The following is a 17,214-nucleotide window of genomic DNA, read 5'->3' as shown; positions in this document are numbered from 1 at the left end:
TATTATGGGAGTTACAAAAAACATAGCTATTATAGCCCACGTTGACCACGGTAAAACCACCTTGGTAGATAAAATTATGTATCACTGTCAATTATTTAGGGACAACCAGAATACCGGAGACCTAATTTTGGACAATAACGACTTGGAACGTGAAAGGGGTATTACCATTACCTCCAAGAACGTTTCCGTTGTCTACAAAGATACCAAGATCAACATTATAGATACTCCCGGTCACGCCGATTTTGGAGGTGAGGTAGAGCGTGTACTCAACATGGCCGATGGGGTGCTTTTATTGGTGGATGCCTTTGAAGGCCCTATGCCGCAAACCCGTTTTGTACTTCAAAAAGCAATAGACCTAGGTCTTAAACCTTGTGTGGTTATCAATAAGGTAGACAAGGAAAACTGTACTCCTGAGGAAGTACATGAGAAAGTTTTTGATCTTATGTTCGAGCTAGGTGCCGAGGAATGGCAATTGGACTTCCCGACCGTGTATGGTTCTGCAAAGAACAATTGGATGAGCGAGGATTGGAAAAATCAAACAGAGAATATTGAGCCATTGTTGGATATGGTTATTGAGCATATCCCAACTTTTGAGGCCAAAGAAGGGAATACACAGATGTTGATCACGTCTTTGGATTTCTCTTCCTTTACCGGTAGGATCGCTATCGGAAGACTACAAAGGGGAACCTTAAAAGAAAATCAGCAAGTTTCTTTGATAAAAAGAAATGGTACTATTGTTAAATCCAAAATTAAAGAACTATATACCTTTGAAGGATTAGGCCGTTTAAAAGTTCAGGAAGTGACAACTGGTGATATTTGCGCCATTGTTGGTCTTGAAGGTTTCGAAATAGGTGATACCGTTGCCGATATTGAAAACCCTGAGCAACTGAAGACTATTGCTATTGATGAGCCTACCATGAGTATGTTGTTCACCATCAACGATAGTCCATTTTTTGGAAAGGATGGTAAATTTGTAACATCTAGACATATCAATGACCGTCTAAAAAGGGAATTGGAAAAGAATTTGGCCTTAAGGGTAAATGAAACCGATAGTGCCGATAAATTCTTGGTCTTTGGTCGTGGGGTATTGCACCTTTCCGTATTGATAGAAACTATGAGAAGGGAAGGCTATGAATTGCAGATTGGTCAACCACAGGTTATTATCAAGGAGATTGATGGTGTTAAATGTGAGCCCATAGAGCAATTGACGATAGATTTACCTGAAGAAGTTTCAGGAAAGGCAGTGGAGATGGTATCTATCCGTAAAGGGGAGATGACCAGTATGGAAGCCAAAGGAAATAGAATGGTTTGTGAATTTTTAATTCCATCACGTGGGATTATCGGTCTTAGAAACCAATTGTTGACAGCCACTGCGGGTGAGGCTATTATGGCGCACCGCTTTTTGGAATATCAACCAATGAAAGGTGATATACCTCAAAGACAAAATGGTTCTTTGGTATCTATGGAAACAGGAAAATCTATTCCTTACTCTATTGACAAATTGCAGGACAGAGGTAAGTTTTTTGTTGACCCGGGAGAGGATATCTATGAAGGCCAGGTAATTGGAGAGAATTCTAGAGGTGACGATATGACGGTTAATATCACCAAAACGAAGAAATTGTCAAACGTTCGTTCTTCAGGAGCGGATGATAAAGCCAAAATAGTACCTGCCATTAAGTTTTCTTTGGAGGAAGCCTTGGAATATATTCAAAAGGACGAATACGTTGAGGTTACGCCCAAACACTTGCGTCTAAGAAAGATATTCTTAACAGAAAATGATCGTAAGCGTAATAAAATAGCATAAATAGAAAAGTCCTTTTTAAGAGGGACTTTTTTTGTTCTATGTACAAATTCTATGGGCCACCTTTTTAGGTGGCTTTTTGGTTGCCATAGATTTACTAGCTCAATTCTAATTGATTCGGTTTAGTCAGTCAGGAAAATTATCATTTTTAACTTATGGATTAGGAAATCACTAAAATTTTGGGCCACATATTCCCACTTTCTGAATAATTTGAACTAAGCCTATTTTTCTTCGCTTCGGATATGCATTTTTACTACTTTAAAGTTGAATTATAACTGAATTCGGTCTAACCCAAGTTAATAAATATGCAACTAGAAGGAAAAAATGTACTGATTACTGGTGGTACCAGAGGTATCGGAAAATGTATGATACATGAATTGGTAAAAGGCGGTGTACGCCAAATTGCTGTAATAGCCCGTGATAAACAAAATTTAAAACAGTTGTCCCAAGAATTTGAAGACGTTAAGTTTATGCGCATTGCCGGCGATGTGGCAGACATTGAAGTCTTACGGGAGGCAGCGGCACGTATAGAGGATAAATGGGGTCATTTGGATATCTTGATCAACAATGCCGGCATAGTATCTGCAGGTCCTTTGGAAGATATACCGGATGAAGACCTGTATGATCAAGTAGCAGTAAATATTACAGCCGTGCTTTTGCTCACTAAATATTGCATACCGCTTTTAAAAACATCCAAAGAAGCCGCAATTTTAAATATATCTTCCGGTTTGGGTCTCATAGGAATGCCCTTTTATGCGGCCTATGGAAGCACTAAGGCAGCAGTACGCCAATTTTCGGATTCTATGCGAAGGGAACTTGCTCCGTTCAATATTAGTGTTACCTGCTCTTTTCCAACAGCGACGGATACGGATATGATGGATAAATTTAAAGATAGAGTGATGGATTCCGCGGAATTTGTGGCTCAACGTTCAATAGAAGGGTTACTTAATAATGAATTACATGTTATTTTTGGAGGAGATGAACGACTTAGGGACAATGTCATGAATTTTGAGGCGCCTCAAGAATTTGATAAAAGGGTAGCGCAGAATTATGAGGACCGAAAAAAAGCAAGTTTAGGTCATAAGTCCGTTTAATCCATACCGGATTAATAATAGTAAAAAACAAATATTTAATATGAAGTATACGCTTATCTATGCAGTTATAATATGTACCTCTTTGTTGTCCTGCAAGGAGACCGCCAAACCAAATCAGGAAGTTGCCGAGACCCAATTGCTTCAGGAAGCCAATCCTAGTTCGATTCCAGAATCTTGGGTGGATAATAGGGTTGTAAAGGCAAAAAAGAGACTTGATGGTTCTGAAGCGGGGAAAGTGGTTTGGAATGCCATGGAAGCAATGGGAGGGCTAAATAAATGGTATGGCAACGGCTATTTGTCCTTTAGGTTCAACTATCAACCATTGGACGGTTCGGTTCCTAGAGATACCTATCAAACTATTGATACGTGGAGCAATAAAGCAAGACACCGCAGTGTTACGGACAGTACTGCAATCTATGGATGGGATGGAAAAAATGCTTGGGTAAAAGCCAAGGACAGTACCACTTTTAAGTATAATCTGCGTTTTTGGGCCTTGACCCCTTTATATCTTGCCGCTCAACCTCTGGTGTTGGACGGGGAAGGTGTTAATCTGGAATTGTTGCCACAGACCAATTACAAGGGTATGCCACAAGATGTGGTAAAAGTTACTTTCGATTCAGGGACAGGTGATGCTCCAGACGACTATTATATATTGTATTTGGATGCTAAAACCCACCTTTTATCGGCATTGCGGTATATAGTTTCCTACCCTGGATATTTTCCCAATGGAGGGAATAATCCCGAAAAGTTTATGGAATTGGTAAGTCGTACAGCTGTTAACGGCATAAGTTTTCCTTTAAAATTCAATACCTATTGGTCCACAGACGACGGCCAGCCAAAAGGAGAACCTATTACGACCATTGAATTGAGCGATATAGAGTTCAAAAGCGAATTGGAGGAGCACTTCTTTGAGCAGCCTGAGGGAGCAAAACTTTTGGAGGGTCTGTGATATTTATAATAAAAAAAGGTGATTTCCGATCTACGGGAATCACCTTTTTAATTTGCCATTAAGCTAATATTGCTACTTATTTAGTAACTGCATTTTTTTAGGATGAAAATAGCAAGTTAATGATAGGCAAGCATTGTTAATTAATGTAATACTCCCTTTTTGTTGTAGGCTGCGGCTGCAGCGCCAATAATGCCGGCGTGATTTTGTAGTTCTGCAGGTATTACAGGGGTTTCAATAGTGATACAGTCTTTAAACTCGTCCCAATCTTTGGAGGTGCCTCCACCTAAGACAATTAGATCAGGGGATACGATTAGTTCTACAAACTCCAGAAAAACGTTGAATCGCTTGCCCCATTTTTTATAACTTAGCTCTTCCCTTTCTTTGGCAGATGCTGCGGCCCACAATTCAATTTTATCATATTTCTTGTAGGGAATCTGACCCAATTCAAAATTTGGTATCAAATCTCCGTTATAAAAGGCACCACTTCCTAAACCTGTGCCTATGGTAATCATCAATACAAGGCCTTCCTTTCCGCGGCCTACGCCGAAATTCATGGATGCATATCCTGCGGCATCGGCATCGTTCACAACGGTTACAGGTAATCCAGTGGCCTCACTGAACAATTCATTTACATTTACTCCTGCCCATTTTTTGTGAAGGTTTCCCGGGGTCTTGCAGATACCCTTTTTTATGACGGTCGGAAATCCGCAGCCAATTGGTCCGTCATAATCAAAATGTTCTACGATTTTTGCCACTACTTCCGCCATAGGTTTTGGTTTGCGGGATTTTGGAGTGGGTATTCTAAACCGTTCCGTAATCATTTCACCAGTTTCCATATTTACTAAGGCTCCTTTTATGCCCGAGCCACCGACATCTATTCCTAGGATTTCCATGTATTATATTGATGTATTTGTAAACAAAGTAACAAAAAACTTTTGTGAGTTGGTATATCAGTACTGTTTTGATACAATTTTGTAACCCTGTAGCGCCTTATGTATATTGATATAGAGCTCTTTATGCTGATACGTGCTCTAGTTTCCCTTATAGAGGCCCGTATTCCCCTTTTCCAATAATGGCATAAGCGTCTTAACAATATCTGGATTTAACTGGGCAATATTTTTGGTTTCATAAGGGTCCTTAATATGGTCGTAAAGTTCAACGGTAGGTTCGTCATGTCTGAAATACTTGGTTAATCTGTATTTTTCGGTTCTTAAAGAAATACCATTTCTATAGTAGCTATAAGCCACTTGATCGGCTTTGGGGTCAGTGCCAGTGAAGGCATCCCTAAAGCTTTCCCCGTCTATTTTATGCTTTATGTCAATATTGCAAAGTTCCATAATTGTGGGATAGATGTCAACGGTCTCGATAATGGTATTTACTTTTTTTGTTTGATGTTCTTCAAAGGGCGATCTAATGATCAGGGCACTTTTTAAGGCATTTTCATACAAGGTATGTTTTCCCCACACCCGCTGATCTTCCAGATGTCAACCGTGGTCTCCCCATATGACGATTAGGGTGTTTTTATCCAACCCCAAAACTTTTAGCTCATCCCAAATCATTCCAATTTGTGCATCTATATAACTTATTGCGGCCAAATAGGCATGTCCCAACTTTTTTGCATAATCAATGGAAACCGGTTCCGATAGGCTTGGATGCTCGTCGCCCAAGGCATATCCATTGAATTCTCCACTTTCATGCAGACTCTTTAAGTTTATTTTTTCTGGAATAGTGGGATTTTGAGAAACAGGTATCTGTTCCCGGTCATAAAGGTCCCAATACTTTTTGGGCGCATTAAACGGAAGGTGTGGTTTAAAAAAACCAACACCCATAAAGAAAGGACCTTCCTTATCTTTTAGTTCCCTGAGTTTTGCAATGGCAAGTTGGGTGGTAAGTCCATCAGGGTAGCCATTATCTTCTCCCTTTCCGGCTTCATAGGGTTTTACCTGTCTCTTTAGGCTCTGTCTATTTTCTCCGTTTGCATATGCAAAAAAGGCATTCCATCCCGTACCCCATTTACCTGAATTGAATAATAGCTCGTCCCAACTATGGGGCAACTCTTTTTTGTTGGATACCGGCTCTTCATAAGTATAGACCAATCCATCGGCAGAGTGACTAATTTTACCTATGCCAACAGTGTGGTAGCCATTTCTTTTAAGATGGTGTATAAAGCTTTCGGATAGATCTGTTTCTTCCTTGCCGGATATCTCGTTTTCAATGGCACTGTTCTTTAAATGTTCGGGTTTGGATGGGCGCATCCCTGTTAATAGGGCATAGCGGGAAGCCCCGCAGGTGGGGACCTGTACAAAATGATTGGTAAAAACAGATCCTTTGGAAGCTATAGCATCCATATTGGGCGACTTTACAACTGGATGGCCATATATGCCCAGTTCCGTTCTCAGATCGTCCACGGAAATGAACAGAACATTGGGCTGTTTTTGCACCTCCTGGCATTGCAAATTGCTAGTCGGGAGAACTAAGGCTGTAAGGGCAATATATAGTTTTTTTAAAACTGTTGGCATAGCCGAACTTGTTCAATGGTTAAAATTACTTCAAATATTATGGCTGTGGATTTGTTAGATCAAAAGGTCAGAGTCTTTAAGGAAATCGAAAATCAATTTATCAACTTGGGATGCTTTTCTCCTATCCTGGTACGTTAGCCAAACAATTTCCCCTAGACCCGGATCAATTGACATTTCCCCAGTATATTGGGAAAAGTAACTAGTTTTTCTAACTAAAATCCCAGGTCTTTTGCCATCGGCCTGTGCTTCAAAAATACCGATATATTCAAAGGTGGTGATATCTAAGGATATTTTCCAATCTTCCTTTATTTTCTTGGACAGGGCCATTACGTCCGATATCTTTGGTTCCTTTTGCGCTCCAGGAAGCACATACTTGGTCTTTCCTAAAGGTTTAATAGCCAATAGCTTTTTGTCCATAATTTGGATCCAAACCAATTGATCCAAAATTTCTTTTGAAGGTTCTATATAATAGTCAATAGAGTTAAGGGAGTGGTTTTGGTCCAAGAAATCAAGTAGCTTATCAATGGCAGAGCCAAACTTGGTAAGTGTTCCCATTTTGTTGTTTCTGCCAAGGGCACTGGAAATGGTCTCGTCCCGATTTCCGAATTTATAGCCCCCTTTTTTGATCCACAATAGGTTTAAAAGATGTTGCATCCCAACATTTCCCAATTGATCTATGGAGATGGCTATTTGGAGAAGATACTCTCCAAGTCCTACGATACCCTTTTTGAAAAGTCCATGGAAAAGACCGTATATGAACCCCAAGGGAAGGGTAAGGACTAATAAAAATATGGAGATGAAGAAAAGGAGGATCCCAATTAGGGGATTCACCTTTTTGTCTATCTTATAGACTTGTTTTTTTAAAATCATTGTTCGTGGTTGGTTTATTAAAGGTATAAAATAATTTTTGCTGGAGTGTAGAGTTTTGAAAGTGATGTTGGAAATAGGAGAAAATGAAATTTTTCCAATAATTAAATATGCAACTACAATACAATCAAATAAATGCTATATTTGGGAAATTCAAAATTGAGGGGATGGCTTTTTTAAAAAGAGTTGAGTCCTTTTGGGATTTCTACTTCCAGTCATGTTATGTATAATTTAAATTTCTCCTTTTAATCTAAATAATCTTCTTAATATCCTTTTGATGAAAAATTACATTGCGCTTATTCTTGGTGTTTTTATCATGTTTTTTACTTCCTGCACTAGCAAAAAAAGGGAAGGCGAGCCGCGAATTTTGGTCTTTGCCAAAAACATGGGCTTTAAGCATTCTTCCATACCTAAAGGAATGGAAGCCATCCAAAAACTAGGGAAAGAAAATAAATTTGTGGTGGATACGACCAGAAACGCAGATGTGTTTAATGATGATGACCTAAAAAAATATTCTGCTATAGTTTTTTTAAATACCACGGGCAATATTTTTGATGCCAAACAGGAAGCAGCGTTTGAAAGATATATTCAGGCTGGAGGTGGTTTTGTAGGAGTGCATGCTGCAACAGACACCGAATATGATTGGGGTTGGTATGGTAAATTGGTAGGAGCTTATTTTTCCGGTCACCCGGCAGGCACACCGGAAGCCGATTTTATTATAAAGGACAACACTTTTGGTGCTACTAATATGTTTGCTGATTCTATCTGGCATCGTGCAGATGAACTTTATAATTTTAAGAAAATTAATCCCGAGGTTCACGTTTTAATGACCGTTGATGAAAAGACCTACGAAGGAGGTACAAATGGAGAACACCATCCTATGAGTTGGTATCACGAGTACGATGGTGGTCGGGCCTTTTATACTGCTCTGGCCCATGCGGATGAAAGCTATGCCGAGGAGTTGTATTTGCAACACTTATTGGGCGGAATTGAGTATGCCATTGGGAAGAATGAGATATTGGACTATTCAAAGGCAACTACACAGATTCCCCCAGATTCCGATCGGTTTACCAAAGTTCCTTTGAAGGTAGGTGATTTTTTTGAGCCTACCGAAATGGCCATTTTGCCCAATAATGATGTGTTGATATCCCAGAGAAGGGGAGAGATTATGCTCTACAAGGATGCTACCAAAGAATTATCTCAGGTTGGATTTTTGGATGTTTACCATAAAACATTGAATACCCCAGATGTAAATGCGGAAGAGGGATTGATGGGATTACAAAAAGATCCTAAGTTCGAAACCAACCATTGGATCTATGTTTACTATAGTCCAACTGGGGACAAGTGGGTGAACCGTTTGTCCAGGTTTAAATTTGAGAACGATGTTTTTGACATGGCTTCTGAGCAGATTATCTTGGAAGTGGATAGTCAACGTGAAATTTGCTGCCATACAGCAGGTTCCATAGCTTTTGGTCCGGATAATATGTTGTATTTGTCCACAGGCGACAATAGTACCCCCTTTAATGAAAAAGGGGTAAAGTACACCAATAAGGGCTATGCGCCATTAAACGATTTACCAGGAAAGGAACAGTACGATGCCCGTAGATCCTCAGGGAATACCAATGATCTCCGAGGAAAGATATTGCGCATAAAGGTCAATGAGGATGGTAGTTATGATATTCCTGAAGGCAATTTGTTCCCAGAAGGAACGGCCAAGACTAGGCCAGAAATATTTACCATGGGCCATAGAAATCCTTACAGAATTTCCGTAGATCCCAAAAAGGGATATGTGTATTGGGGAGATGTGGGCCCTGATGCCAGAATAGACAGTTTGGAGACTAGAGGGCCTAGGGGGTATGATGAGATGAACCAGGCAAGGGAGGCCGGTAATTTTGGTTGGCCACTGTTCGTTGCCGATAACAAACCATACCGCAGCTATGATTATGCCACAGGGGAAAGTGGGGATGCTTTTGATCCTGATAAACCTATTAACGATTCAAAAAATAATACCGGGCTTAGGGAGCTTCCCAAGGCAATGCCGGCCTATGGTTTTTATCCGTACGTGGCATCCCAGGAATTTCCACAGACAGGTACTGGCGGAAGGAACGCCATGGCTGGACCTGTATATTATACGGATATTTACAATGGACCCAATGCCCTTCCCGCGTATTACGATGGTAAAGTGTTGGTCTATGATTGGATCAGGGGCTGGATGATGGCCGTTACTTTGTTTCCAAATGGGGAATTCAACAAGATGGAGCCATTTGCCGATCAAATTAAAGTAAATAACCTAATCGATATGGAGGTAGGTCCTGATGGTAGGGTATATCTTTTGGAATACGGTAGCGGTTGGTTTTCGAAGAATGATGATTCGGCATTGAGTTATATCGAATTTAATGGGGGCAATAGACCTCCAGTGATCGGGAGTATTACTGTAGATAAAACCTCTGGAAAATTACCCTTGACCATTACGGCCAATGTTGAGGCCAGCGATAGGGAAGAGGATGCCATGACTTATTTGTGGGATTTAGGGAATGGAGAAACCAAGGAAACTACCTCCCCAGAAATTACCTATACCTACGAAAATGCGGGAGACTATTTTATATCTGCAACTGTTGCGGATGACAAGGAAGCTTCAGTTAAAAGCGAAGCTCATAATATAGTGGTCGGAAATTCCAGGCCAGAGGTAACTATAGTTATCAGTGGAGGCAACACTGCATTTTTTAAGCCGGGAGTGGCTGTAAATTATAAGGTTTCCGTTACCGATCCGGATGGGTCGGCAATTGATGCCGACAATATATTTGTTTCCGTAGATTATTTGGAAGGTATGGATGAGGCCTCTCTCTCTTTAGGGCATCAAGAGGTTTCGGCAGCCGTGACCGGAAAAGCCCTAACATTGGCTTTGGATTGTAAAACCTGTCACAAGGAAAAGGAGAAATCTGTTGGTCCAATGTACCGTGATATCGCTGAAAAGTACAAGAATGATAAAAAGGGACTTAGCTATTTGCAAGGAAAGATAATTTCCGGAGGCAGTGGGGTTTGGGGAGAAGTAACCATGCCGGCACATCCCAACTTGACCAAGGATGAATCCAGACAGATAGGGTTGTATATCCAGTCACTTGCCAGCACTGCGGTTAAGAAGAAATCCTTGCCTGCTGCAGGAACTATAAAACCTAGCCCTGCAAAAGGGACTACGGTAATGGTAATAACGGCGAGTTACACGGATAATGGCGGGAACAATGTAAAGCCCTTAACAGGCTCCAAGTCCGTAGTATTGCAAATGGATGACGATCCTGATAATGCCGGGACCAAGTAATGGTGTTATTGGGTTGTTGGCTTTTTTAAGTTACAAGGAGTATTGTTGACCTGGGGTTATTAATTATGGATAACTTTCAGGTCAATGATTCATCCAATTTTTAAATTCGGTGGCTTTTGCCTTGCTTACAATTACTTTTTCTTCATGGGGCGGCTTAACGCTAATGATTAGCTTCCCATTAAAATATTGTTTTATCCCCGCAATGGAATCCCTTTGGACAATGAACTGTCGATTTAGCCTGTGAAAGTTGGAGGGATCCAGGTCGTTTTCAATATCCTCTAATTTCTGTTCGATTATATGGGTCTGTCTGTCTTTTGTTACCGCCTTGACTATGCCGTTTTCAATATATAAATAGGCAATTTTTTCTGTTTTCAATGGTATGAGTTCATCTCGATGATGCACCAAATACATGGATTTATAGGTCTTTTTCTGATCCTTTAATAGGCTTAATAGCCCTTCAACTTGATTAGTGATGAGTCCCTTGCCCTTTAATTGGCCTTTGAATTGCGCAAGGCTCAATTCCAATTCATCTTCGTCTATCGGCTTTAATAAATAATCAATGCTATTTAGTTTAAATGCTTTTAAGGCATATTGGTCATAGGCAGTTGTAAATATAATTGGGGCATCTATTTTAACGGCATCAAAAATTTCAAAAGAAAGTCCATCAGCTAGATGAATGTCCATAAAAACAAGGTCGGCTTCCTGATTTTTTGAAAAATAATGAACAGCAGTTTTCACCGAATCCAAAACAGCCAATACCTCAAGTTCATCCTGTAGGTTTTTCAGCATATAGGCTAGATTTTCACTTGCCGCCAGTTCATCTTCTACAATTACTACTTTCATGTCATTTTGTTCAAGGGTAGTTTTACTCTAAAAATATCACTCTGTTTGTCTATAATTATTTGTTGTTTGCGTATCATATAGTAACGTTTGTACAGGTTTAATAGTCCTGTCCCGGTACCCTCGGCCAGAGAGGTTCGGGTCCGTACTTTATTTTCCACATAAATACAATCCTCTTGGGAATAGATATTGACTTTTAAGGGATGCGTTTCTGAAATTTCATTGTGTTTTACTGCATTTTCCACCAATAATTGTAAGGCTAAAGGGGGAATTTTTCTGTCTAGATAAGTTTCGTCAATGGCTATTTCAATTTGAAAACGGTTTCTGTATCTTGTCTTTATCAAATAAGTATAACTGTCCAGGAATTTAAGTTCTTCCTTCAGTGGTACCAAATCCCTGTCCCCGCTCTGCAATATATAACGGTACATAAAAGAAAGCTTTTTAACAAACATGGTAGCCTCCTTATTGTCTCGGATAAGGGAGTTTAGGGAGTTTAAGGAATTAAAGAGAAAATGGGGGTTTATTTGATTTTTAAGGGCTGAAAGTTCATTTTGAAGGTTCTGCTGTTTCAAATGTTCGTTTTCCAATATATTTTGACGCTGAATAATTTGAAGCCTTAAAATTCTAGAAATAAAAATGATGATGATGAGGACAACGATGAATATAAAAACTTGAAAGTCTTCCTCTCTATTGGAAACGTCCTTATCAACCAAATAGGGGTATATGAAATCTAAAAGTAGAATTGTGGAGACTAGGATTGCAATATTGCCTGAGAGTCTCAAGGCCCAAATAACTAAGCTTTTTCTTTTGGGAATACGATAAATCCAATTGGTGTTGAACTGCAGAGTAGCCCAAGAAAAAAGGAAAAAAAACCAGAATTTTAAATCAAGATCTACAAACAGTTCACTGGAAAAAATTTCTTTATTAAAACCGGTTGTCCTGAAAAGGGATATGGTTAGCGGTAATGTCACCAAAACAGCAATGAGCAGGGCAATCTTTATAATTTCGAGCTGTTTTACCGGTTTTGTAGTGTCCATATCAACTTAGTTGTTTTAAATATACTTCATTACACCTCCTTATCATAGTTCTCTGGATGTATTTTGTAGGCCTTCAATTTTGGAGTGAAAAAAAGCCCTTGAAAAGAGTCAAGAGCTTGTAAGTAATTAACTCAAGTAGTTCTTGTTATTTGGCATAGGCATTAAACCCTTTAGGCAAGTAGTTCATAACTTCAAAGCCAAGGTTGATCTCTTCCTCTATTTCTTCTACAACAATGTCGTTTAGATCCAGTTCCATACCCTCATATGCATTGAAGCCAATTGGAAGGTATTGGGCCGTATCAAAACCAAGGACAATTTCTTCTTCCAAGTCCTCAAATACAAGATTGTCAAGATCCAATCCAATACCCTTATAGGCATTAAAGCCAATTGGTAAGTAGGTAGCCGTATCAAAATTTAATACGATTTCTTCTTCCTCATCTATAAGGTTAATGTCCTTTAGGCTTAAATTTCTTACTTCTTCATCCATACGCAATCCTTCTGCAAAAGGGTTATGGGACTCTAAATAGCACTCAATATTTTCAGATTTTAAACATTTGTCCTTTCCTGAAAATGAGAACAGTGAAAGGGATACTAGTATAGTGCTAACTAATAAAGCTGCGTTTTTCATATTATTTATTTTTATGAATATTTTGATTTATATTTTATTTCTGGTACAAATATAGTGACCCTTAAAGGGCGTTTCAGGTAGATATTAAGTGAAACGACTAAAATGGAAGGTGAAGCGTCTACGGCTAGGGTTGAGAGGATTCAGATTTGATCCAATCGGGTTTAAAACAGGCCTTCTATTGGGCTTATGGGAATTCTTGCTGGCAGGTGGGGTGAACCTGGACACCGGCAAATTTTTAAGTTTTGGACAGTCCTTAAGTGGAAAAATATGTAGGTGTCTCCTAGGTGATATCTGTTCTTTACCTATACTGCACGTTGTATTACTTCAAACACCTTATTGCCATCGCATTTCAATGTTTTGGACGGGTATTTTAGTATTAGGGCGTAGTCGTGGGTGGCCATAAGAATGGTCCTTCCTGTTTTGTTGATGTCTTGGAGCACCTTCATCACTTCCACGCTGGTCTGGGGGTCGAGATTCCCCGTTGGTTCATCTGCCAGGATAAGATCCGGGTCATTGAGTAGGGCTCGTGCTATGGCGATGCGCTGCTGTTCCCCTCCAGAAAGTTCATGGGGAAATTTAAAGCCTTTGGTTTTCATGCCTACTTTGTCCAAGACCTCTTCAATCTTGGCGTTCATCTCGCTCTGGTCTTTCCAGCCTGTAGCTTTAAGTACAAAAAGAAGGTTGTTGTTGACGTTGCGGTCTGGCAACAATTTAAAATCTTGAAAAACCACCCCCAACTTTCTTCTCAAATAGGGAATTTCTTTTTCTTTTAGGGTGGTAAGGTCAAATTCCACAATATGCCCGCTACCTTGTTTTAATGGAAGGTCGCCGTACAAAGTTTTCATAAAGCTGCTCTTTCCGCTGCCCGTCTTCCCGATAAGGTATACGAATTCCCCTTTTTTTATTTCAAGACTAATGTCGTTCAATACCAAATTTTCACCTTGAAATACGGCTACATCCTTCAGCTCCAATATGCTTTCGCCCATAGTTTTTAATGTTGATATAAAAGTAATAAGTTCCTTTGGAATTAAATCAAATCTTCTTTAAAAATCTTTTTCTTTATCATATACTTAGGGACAATATTTATCGTTATATAATTTAATTACGGTAATTCTTAACTTCTAGAGAACACTATGCTAAGAAAAAAAACCGCTGTAATACTGTGTTTTGTTGGGTCTTTATTTTACGTGAGCGCCCAAGAATCAGAAATCTATACATTTGACCAAAAGGACTATCAGGAAGCTTTGGCCTTGTATAACAATAAACAGTATCAGGCAGCTCAGACTATCTTTGAAAAGGTAAAAAACAATACCAGGGATGAAGAGACCCAGGCCAATAGTGCGTACTATGCAGCTACTGCGGCGATTCGCCTTAATCAGTTGGGGGCCGACAGGTTAATGGAAGACTTTGTTGAAAACTACCCAACCTCTACCAAGCGTAATTCTGCCTATATTGATGTGGCCGATTATTATTTTGAAACAGGAAAATATCCATATGCCTTAAAATGGTATACCAAGGTAGACCAAAGTTCCATGTCCAGAAAGGACAAGGAACGGTTCAATTTTAACAATGGCTATGCCTTGTTTTCCTCCAACAAACCAAAAGAGGCTGAGCGCTACCTGAACCAGGTGACCACTTCTCCGACCTATGGTTCCCAAGCCAAGTATTATTTGGGATATATTGCTTATCAGCAGGACGATTATGCCCAGGCCAATCAACGTTTTGATCAGATAAGCGACCAGGAATTGTTAGAGGAAAAGCTGTCCTATTATCAGGCGGATATGAACTTTAAATTGGGTAAGTTCGAAGAGGCTATTGCCTTGGCGAAAAAACAATTGCCAAAATCTGATCGAAATGAAGTTTCGGAACTAAACAAAATTATTGGCGAGAGTTATTTCAATTTAAAACAATATGCCAATGCCATTCCTTATTTATCCGAATACAAGGGGAAAAGGGGTAAATGGAACAATACGGATTACTATCTTTTGGGCTATTCCTATTATATGCAAGGCGATTATGCCAATGGGATACAGCAATTCAATAAGATAATTGACGGGAACAACGATGTTTCCCAAAATGCGTATTATCATTTGGCGGAATGCTATTTAAAGCTGGATAAAAAGCAAGAGGCTTTGAACGCCTTTAGAAACGCTTCCCAAATGGATTTCAATCCGGAAATTCAAAAGGATGCCTATTTAAATTATGCCCGATTGAGTTACGAAATCGGAAATGCCTATGAGCCCGTGCCCAAGGTCTTGACCAATTATTTGGAGAAATATCCCAATGATGCCAATAAGGGTGAGATGCAGGAACTTTTGGTGGACTCCTATATTACTTCCAAAAATTTTGCTGGTGCTATGGATCTTTTGGAGAAAAACAAAAATTTTGCCAGTAAGGCTACCTATCAAAAAGTGGCATTTTACAGGGGAGTGGAATTGTTTTTGGAGATGAATTATGAGGAAGCATCGGCCGTGTTTAATAAGTCGCTGGACAATGCAGAAGACCAATATTTTAAGGCCAGATCTAGCTATTGGAAGGCAGAATCGGATTATAACCTCAATCATTTTGATGAGGCCGTGACGGGATATCTTCAATTTAAATCCAATGCGAGTGCCAGAGCTACCCCGGAATTCAAGGACTTGAATTACAATTTGGCATACGCCTATTTCAAATTAAGAAATTATAACAACGCCATAGCTGCATTTGCCAGTTATGTAGAAAACAGTAGCGGGGAGGGTGGAAAGTTAAACGATGCTTACCTGCGTTTAGGAGACAGTTATTTTGTTAGTAGCAAGTATTGGCCGGCCATTGAAACCTATAATAAGGCCATAGCCAGAAATAGTCCCGCAAGCGACTATGCTGCTTATCAAAAGGCATTGAGCTATGGTTTTGTGGACAGGAGCGCTACCAAGATAGAGGAGCTTTCCAATTTTGTGTCCAGGTATCCCAACTCTACTCTTAAGGACGATGCCTTGTTTGAATTGGCCAATTCTTATGTGAGAGCCAATAATACGGAAAGAGGGTTACAGCTTTACGATCAACTCACTATGGATTATAGGGGCAGCTCTTTGGTGCCACAGGCGATGTTGCGACAAGGATTGGTACATTATAATGCCAATCGCAACGAACAGGCTTTGGCCAAATTCAAAACGGTGGTAAGGGATCATCCCAATACACAGGAAGCGCTACAGGCCGTAACTACGGCCAAACTTATTTATGTGGATCTGGGTAGGGTAAACGAATATGCCCAGTGGGTAAAGGGGCTCGATTTTGTTGAGGTTACCGATACCGAACTGGACAATGCCACTTTTGAGTCTGCTGATAAGCAATATATAGAAGGGAATCGGGATGCCGCCATAAAGGGGTATGAGACCTATGTTAAACAATTTCCAAACGGATTGAATTCCCTAAAGGCCAATTTTAATTTGGCACAACTGTATTTTGGCAAGGGTCAGAAGGACAAAGCTTTGCCGTATTTCAAGAATGTGGCTGGCAAAGGTACCAATGAATATGCCGAACAGGCACTTACCAGGGTATGTGAGATCTATGTAGGCAAGAACGATTATGTAACGGCCATTTCTTATTTGGAAGAATTGGAGTCCAAAGCGGAAATTCAGCAGAATATCACCTTTGCCCAATCCAATTTGATGAAGGGTTATTATGAACAGTCAGACTATGGCAAGACCATTCAATATGCGACTAAGGTGTTGTCCAATTCCAATATAGATAACCGTATAAAAAGTGATGCGCAAATAATGATCGCGAGATCGGCCATTAAGACCAAGGATGAGAACAGGGCAGAAAAAGCGTATTCGGAAGTCCTTAAAATTGCGACAGGGGATTTAGCCGCAGAGGCACTTTACTATGATGCTTACTTTAAGAATAAGGCGCAAAATTATGAGACTTCCAATGCTTCGGTTCAAAAATTGGCCAAGGATTACGCGGGGTATAAGGAATGGAGCGCTAAAGGCTTGATCATTATGGCCAAGAATTTCTATGCCTTGGGGGATGCTTTCCAAGCCACCTATATTTTGGATAGTGTTATAGCCAATTTTGGGGATTATCCGGAAATAGTGGCCCAAGCCAAACAGGAGTCGTCCATAATTAAGGCAAAAGAAGCTCAAAGTAATTCCTCCATTAATCCAGATGGAAATTAAAAATTC

At 39.9% G+C, this 17,214-nt stretch carries 13 protein-coding genes; 5 read left to right on the top strand and 8 right to left on the bottom strand.

Going from position 1 to position 17,214, the window contains the following annotated elements; all coding sequences use genetic code 11:
* Nucleotides 1-4: 4 nt before the first annotated feature.
* From typA to MWU84_RS05475, 3 genes are all read left to right on the top strand, one after another.
* The gene (gene typA / locus MWU84_RS05485) at nucleotides 5-1,804 is read left to right on the top strand and encodes a translational GTPase TypA (protein ID WP_246899193.1); all 1,800 of its coding nucleotides are present in this window, start codon (nucleotides 5-7) and stop codon (nucleotides 1,802-1,804) included.
* A 302-nt stretch (nucleotides 1,805-2,106) separates the two neighbouring features.
* The gene (locus tag MWU84_RS05480; RefSeq protein ID WP_246899191.1) at nucleotides 2,107-2,895 is read left to right on the top strand and encodes an SDR family oxidoreductase; all 789 of its coding nucleotides are present in this window, start codon (nucleotides 2,107-2,109) and stop codon (nucleotides 2,893-2,895) included.
* A 40-nt stretch (nucleotides 2,896-2,935) separates the two neighbouring features.
* Complete coding sequence (locus tag MWU84_RS05475) at nucleotides 2,936-3,844, top strand: hypothetical protein (protein ID WP_246899189.1); 909 nt, start codon at nucleotides 2,936-2,938, stop codon at nucleotides 3,842-3,844.
* Between the two features lie 140 nt (nucleotides 3,845-3,984).
* Here the strand turns inward: MWU84_RS05475 and ppgK are convergent, their stop codons facing one another.
* The 4 genes from ppgK to MWU84_RS05455 all read right to left on the bottom strand — a co-directional run bounded on the left by ppgK (nucleotide 3,985) and on the right by MWU84_RS05455 (nucleotide 7,233).
* Nucleotides 3,985-4,737: a polyphosphate--glucose phosphotransferase gene (gene ppgK, locus MWU84_RS05470; protein ID WP_246899186.1), complete on the bottom strand. Its 753-nt coding sequence runs from the start codon at nucleotides 4,735-4,737 to the stop codon at nucleotides 3,985-3,987.
* Between the two features lie 138 nt (nucleotides 4,738-4,875).
* Nucleotides 4,876-5,310 (bottom strand): sulfatase/phosphatase domain-containing protein, encoded by a 435-nt coding sequence (locus MWU84_RS05465; RefSeq protein WP_246899182.1) that lies wholly within the window; start codon nucleotides 5,308-5,310, stop codon nucleotides 4,876-4,878.
* Between the two features lie 18 nt (nucleotides 5,311-5,328).
* A complete protein-coding gene (locus tag MWU84_RS05460) occupies nucleotides 5,329-6,363 on the bottom strand; it encodes a sulfatase-like hydrolase/transferase (protein ID WP_246899179.1) in 1,035 nt (344 codons plus the stop codon).
* A gap of 54 nt (nucleotides 6,364-6,417) precedes the next feature.
* On the bottom strand, nucleotides 6,418-7,233 hold the full coding sequence (locus tag MWU84_RS05455; protein ID WP_246899176.1) for an NUDIX hydrolase: 816 nt from the start codon (nucleotides 7,231-7,233) through the stop codon (nucleotides 6,418-6,420).
* Between the two features lie 274 nt (nucleotides 7,234-7,507).
* Between MWU84_RS05455 and MWU84_RS05450 the strand changes: the two genes are divergently transcribed.
* On the top strand, nucleotides 7,508-10,546 hold the full coding sequence (locus MWU84_RS05450) for a ThuA domain-containing protein (protein WP_246899174.1): 3,039 nt from the start codon (nucleotides 7,508-7,510) through the stop codon (nucleotides 10,544-10,546).
* 81 nt (nucleotides 10,547-10,627) lie between these two features.
* Here the strand turns inward: MWU84_RS05450 and MWU84_RS05445 are convergent, their stop codons facing one another.
* From MWU84_RS05445 to MWU84_RS05430, 4 genes are all read right to left on the bottom strand, one after another.
* Complete coding sequence (locus tag MWU84_RS05445; RefSeq protein WP_246899172.1) at nucleotides 10,628-11,389, bottom strand: LytTR family DNA-binding domain-containing protein; 762 nt, start codon at nucleotides 11,387-11,389, stop codon at nucleotides 10,628-10,630.
* Nucleotides 11,386-12,423, bottom strand: a complete 1,038-nt coding sequence (locus MWU84_RS05440) for a histidine kinase (protein ID WP_246899169.1) — start codon at nucleotides 12,421-12,423, stop codon at nucleotides 11,386-11,388. Before MWU84_RS05440 ends, MWU84_RS05445 begins: the two co-directional genes overlap by 4 nt.
* Nucleotides 12,424-12,568: 145 nt before the next feature.
* Nucleotides 12,569-13,051 carry a hypothetical protein gene (locus MWU84_RS05435; RefSeq protein WP_246899167.1) on the bottom strand — a complete coding sequence of 161 codons (483 nt, stop codon included), beginning with the start codon at nucleotides 13,049-13,051 and terminating at the stop codon, nucleotides 12,569-12,571.
* Nucleotides 13,052-13,353: 302 nt separating this feature from the next.
* A complete protein-coding gene (locus MWU84_RS05430; protein WP_246899165.1) occupies nucleotides 13,354-14,037 on the bottom strand; it encodes an ATP-binding cassette domain-containing protein in 684 nt (227 codons plus the stop codon).
* Between the two features lie 147 nt (nucleotides 14,038-14,184).
* Here MWU84_RS05430 and MWU84_RS05425 point away from each other — a divergent pair, with 147 nt between their 5' ends.
* On the top strand, nucleotides 14,185-17,208 hold the full coding sequence (locus MWU84_RS05425; RefSeq protein ID WP_246899162.1) for a tetratricopeptide repeat protein: 3,024 nt from the start codon (nucleotides 14,185-14,187) through the stop codon (nucleotides 17,206-17,208).
* Nucleotides 17,209-17,214 lie beyond the last annotated feature (6 nt).

Origin of the sequence: Arenibacter sp. F20364 (genome assembly GCF_023015905.1) — a bacterium.
GTDB lineage: Bacteria > Bacteroidota > Bacteroidia > Flavobacteriales > Flavobacteriaceae > Arenibacter.
Note: the sequence above shows the minus strand (reverse complement) of the source record. Positions and strands in the feature narration are given on the sequence as shown.

Coding starts and splice junctions, on each gene's coding strand:
- MWU84_RS05455 (WP_246899176.1), bottom strand. CDS start 7,233: ATGATTTTAAAAAAACAAGTCTATAAGATAGACAAAAAGGTGAATCCC.
- ppgK (WP_246899186.1), bottom strand. CDS start 4,737: ATGGAAATCCTAGGAATAGATGTCGGTGGCTCGGGCATAAAAGGAGCC.
- MWU84_RS05475 (WP_246899189.1), top strand. CDS start 2,936: ATGAAGTATACGCTTATCTATGCAGTTATAATATGTACCTCTTTGTTG.
- MWU84_RS05445 (WP_246899172.1), bottom strand. CDS start 11,389: ATGAAAGTAGTAATTGTAGAAGATGAACTGGCGGCAAGTGAAAATCTA.
- MWU84_RS05450 (WP_246899174.1), top strand. CDS start 7,508: ATGAAAAATTACATTGCGCTTATTCTTGGTGTTTTTATCATGTTTTTT.
- MWU84_RS05425 (WP_246899162.1), top strand. CDS start 14,185: ATGCTAAGAAAAAAAACCGCTGTAATACTGTGTTTTGTTGGGTCTTTA.
- MWU84_RS05430 (WP_246899165.1), bottom strand. CDS start 14,037: ATGGGCGAAAGCATATTGGAGCTGAAGGATGTAGCCGTATTTCAAGGT.
- MWU84_RS05480 (WP_246899191.1), top strand. CDS start 2,107: ATGCAACTAGAAGGAAAAAATGTACTGATTACTGGTGGTACCAGAGGT.
- MWU84_RS05460 (WP_246899179.1), bottom strand. CDS start 6,363: ATGCCAACAGTTTTAAAAAAACTATATATTGCCCTTACAGCCTTAGTT.
- MWU84_RS05435 (WP_246899167.1), bottom strand. CDS start 13,051: ATGAAAAACGCAGCTTTATTAGTTAGCACTATACTAGTATCCCTTTCA.
- MWU84_RS05440 (WP_246899169.1), bottom strand. CDS start 12,423: ATGGACACTACAAAACCGGTAAAACAGCTCGAAATTATAAAGATTGCC.
- typA (WP_246899193.1), top strand. CDS start 5: ATGGGAGTTACAAAAAACATAGCTATTATAGCCCACGTTGACCACGGT.